Here is a 3,449-nt window from a genome sequence, read left to right on the forward strand (position 1 = left end):
GTGCCGACCAGATCGCCACCAACCAGGTCGAGATCCATCCCTTCCTGCAGAACCGCAAGCTGATCGAATACGCCCGCACCCAGGGCATCCACCTCACCGCCTACATGCCCCTGGCCTACGGTAAGGTGATGCATGATGCGACGCTGCTGGAGATCGCCGCCAGCCACGGTGTATCGGCCGCGCAGGTGGCGCTGGCCTGGTCGCTGCAACAGGGCTTCGCGGTGATCCCCTCGTCCACCCGGCGCGAGAACCTGGCCAGCAACCTGGCTGCGGGCAAGATCAGCTTGTCAGACGCCGAGATGAGTGCCATCGCAGCACTGGATCGCGGCGAGCGCCTGGCCAATCCGGACTTTGCACCGGCGTGGGATTGATGCCGCCCTCGCAGCATGGCCCCGCCTCGATCCGGCCCTGCCAATGGCGAACTCAGCTGAGCGCCTGCACCTCCCTGGCAACTGCCGCGATGATGCCGACGGCCTCATCGATCTGCGACTGCGAGATATTCAAATAGGGAATGGCACGCACGCCCCGCTCCCCGGACGGCAGAACATGCAGCCCACGGGCGTGCAGCCTGTCAACGAAATCGCCCGCCGTGGTCGAGGTGACTTCGAAGCGGACGATATTGGTTTCGACCGTAGCCACATCGATAGCGATGCCGGGTATCCCGGCGATGCCTCTTGCGAGAATTCTTGCGTGGAGGTGATCGTCGCTGAGTCGCTCGCGATGGTGACGCAGCGCATACAGGGCGCCGGCAGCTATGATGCCCGCCTGACGGAAACCGCCACCGATCTGCTGCTTGAAGCGACGGGCGCGCGCGATGAATTCCCGCGAGCCTGCCAGGGCGGAACCGACTGGAGCTCCCAGCCCCTTGGAAAAGCAGACACTGACGGAATCAAAGTGCCGCGCATATTCGCGCTCCGTGATGCCGGAGGCGGCCGTGGCATGCCACAATCTGGCACCGTCAAGATGCAGGGCGACGCCGCGCCGCCGCGCCAGTTCGCACACCGCGGCCATCTGCTTGATGGGCCAGACCTTTCCGCCTCCCAGGTTGTGGGTATTTTCCAGGCACAGCAGTTTCACCGGTGCCGGAATCGTGCTGGGGAAGAAGCGGTGCGACAGCCCCAGGGCGCCACTCACATCGGCGGCCGAGAACACACCGCGCACGCCCGGTAGCAAGCGCGGCAGCACGCCGGCGAAAGCCGCCGGCGCCCCGCCTTCCAGGATGTACACATGGGCGTTCTGATCGAACAGTACCGCATCACCCGGTTCGGTATGGGCGCGGATGGCAACCTGGTTGGTCATGGTCCCGGTCACCATGAACACTGCATCCTCCTTGCCGAGCAGCGCGGCGACCTCGCGCTCCAGTTCTTTGACGGTCGGGTCGTCGCCATAGACGTCGTCACCGACCACTGCATCCCGGATGGCGTCACGCATGGCCTCGGTAGGCCGACTGCAGGTATCACTTCGAAGATCAATCACGGCACACCTCGCTTCAATGATGGAGCAAGCAATATGCGCGCGGCGCGGTCTCGGGATTTGGATAATCTTGCTATTTTCTAGCGACCGATCCGGCTCGGCGCCACGCCGTAGAAGGTCTTGAACTCACGACTGAGATGCGCCTGATCGCAATAGCCCAGCTCGATGGCGACCCGCCTGGGCTGGCGGCCGGCCAGCAGCATCGTCTTGGCCATGGCAACCCGCCGCTGGATCAGGTAGCGATGGGGCGCCATGCCGTGAATGGCCTTGAACTGGCGCAGCAGGTGATAGGGGCTGACCCCGGCCACCGACGCCAACTCCTCCAGCGAAGGACTGGCGACCAGATGGGCATCGATGAATTCCCGCGCATGACGGACTGCTCGCGGCGCAGCCGCCTGCTCCAGCCTGCGCTGACGGAACTGCGCATGCCTGGCGAACAGCTGGATCACTGCCGCAGTCAAGAGCGAGCTCACCTCCAGTCGGCTCGCATCGGGCGACGCAGAACTGCAGTGCGCCGCCCGCAACATGACAATGGTCTGGTCATCGAAGATCACGTTCCGGGCAAACCAGGGCAAGCCAGCCGGATGGCCGGCTTCCCGCTCGAAGAGACGGCAGACGAAGTCGGGCGACAGATAGACCATCCGGTAATCCCATCCCTGACCGTCGGCGGGGCGTCCTTCGTGTACGTCGCCCGGATTGATGACGCCGATCGATCCTTGCGGCATGGTCAACCGCTTGCCACGGTCGTGCTGGAAGGCCTGAGCACCTCGTTCGATGATGCCGAAAGCATATTCATCATGCGCATGCGGTGGGAAATGGTGGTTGTGATAGCTGGCGGCAAGCAGTTCGGCACCACCGAAGTCCGCCTCGCGCCAGAGGCGCACCAGATTGGAACGTTCGGAAGCAGGTGGCGATTTATTCATGGACGCAGACGAGGAATTCGATACCGTGGATGAACAAGGATAAATGACAAGCATCATGCATGCCCACCGGCCACGACCGGGGACCGCTCAGGCCAGGCCGGGACCAGGTACCGGTGGCAGGCTTGATCGCTTATGATGAAGCCTTTTCTCCATCCCCAGGAACCACCATGCCCCGCGTTACCCTTGAGCAAGCAGAACTGAATCGCGACCGCATCGAACACGTCTCGGCGCAACTGTTTCGCGAAATGGGCATCGACCGGGTCAGCGTGATCGACCTGATGAAGGCCGCCGGCCTCACGCACGGCGGTTTCTACGGCCACTTCAAATCCAAGGACGAGCTCGCCGCCATCGCCTGCACCCGCGCTTTTGATCTGTCGCGCAACAAATGGCACGCCCAGGCCGCCCAGAGCCGATCGCCGACGGACGCCATCGAGGCCATCATCGGCCGCTACCTCAGCGAGGAGAACCGCGACGCGCCCGGCAAGGCCTGCCCGGCTGCCATGCTGGCCAGCGACGTGGCACGCGTGGACGAGGACAAGCCGGTGCGGGCCGCCTATCGCGCCGGCCTGGATGACCTGCTCGACAGCCTGACCGCACTTCAGCCACCAAGTGGACCCAAGACCCGCAGACGACGCGCCATCGCCCAGCTCTCGACCATGGTGGGCGCACTTCTGTTGGCCCGGGCCAGCGGCGCGACCGCTCTGTCCGGCGAGATCCTCGACGCCGCCCGGAAGGAATTGCTCTCGGACCTGAAGGAAAAGCGGCCCTAGGAATCCCGCCATGTCCTGCGCCTAACGGCCCAGGACGGGTCTCCTGCACGCCCATCGAACCAGCTATCGCCTCCCGGGTAGGGCGCGGTGCATGTTTTCTCGGATTTATATATTATGATCATAATTTATCTAACGGATCAATGAACATGAAGATACTGGTTCTCGGCGCTGGCGCCATGGGAGGATATTACGGTGCGCGTCTGATTGAAGCGGGCCAGGACGTCAGTTTCCTGGTGCGTGAGCGGCGTGCCCGGCAATTGCAACAGGAGGGACTGGTCATCGA

The 3,449-nt window shown here is 63.5% G+C and carries 5 protein-coding genes; 3 read left to right on the forward strand and 2 right to left on the reverse strand.

Translation table 11 applies throughout. The features are described from left to right. A partial coding sequence (locus VE092_RS06800; protein WP_324875128.1) for an aldo/keto reductase occupies positions 1–371 on the forward strand: 371 nt, incomplete at its 5' end. A gap of 52 nt (positions 372–423) precedes the next feature. Here VE092_RS06800 and VE092_RS06805 read toward each other — a convergent pair. Together VE092_RS06805 and VE092_RS06810 are read right to left on the reverse strand one after the other, a co-directional pair. Continuing rightward, positions 424–1,476 (reverse strand): GntG family PLP-dependent aldolase, encoded by a 1,053-nt coding sequence (locus VE092_RS06805; protein ID WP_324875130.1) that lies wholly within the window; start codon positions 1,474–1,476, stop codon positions 424–426. Positions 1,477–1,553: 77 nt separating this feature from the next. Then, complete coding sequence (locus VE092_RS06810) at positions 1,554–2,396, reverse strand: AraC family transcriptional regulator (RefSeq protein WP_324875132.1); 843 nt, start codon at positions 2,394–2,396, stop codon at positions 1,554–1,556. A gap of 167 nt (positions 2,397–2,563) precedes the next feature. Here VE092_RS06810 and VE092_RS06815 point away from each other — a divergent pair, with 167 nt between their 5' ends. Beyond that, a complete protein-coding gene (locus VE092_RS06815) occupies positions 2,564–3,166 on the forward strand; it encodes a TetR/AcrR family transcriptional regulator (protein WP_324875134.1) in 603 nt (200 codons plus the stop codon). 146 nt (positions 3,167–3,312) lie between these two features. After that, on the forward strand, positions 3,313–3,449 hold a 137-nt coding region (locus tag VE092_RS06820), incomplete at its 3' end, for a 2-dehydropantoate 2-reductase N-terminal domain-containing protein (RefSeq protein ID WP_324875136.1).

This window comes from Herbaspirillum sp. (assembly GCF_035644555.1).
Classification (GTDB): Bacteria; Pseudomonadota; Gammaproteobacteria; order Burkholderiales; family Burkholderiaceae_D; genus Herbaspirillum.

Excerpts from the sequence above, each read along its gene's own strand:
- VE092_RS06810 (WP_324875132.1), bottom strand. The coding sequence starts at position 2,396 with ATGAATAAATCGCCACCTGCTTCCGAACGTTCCAATCTGGTGCGCCTC.
- VE092_RS06815 (WP_324875134.1), top strand. The coding sequence starts at position 2,564 with ATGCCCCGCGTTACCCTTGAGCAAGCAGAACTGAATCGCGACCGCATC.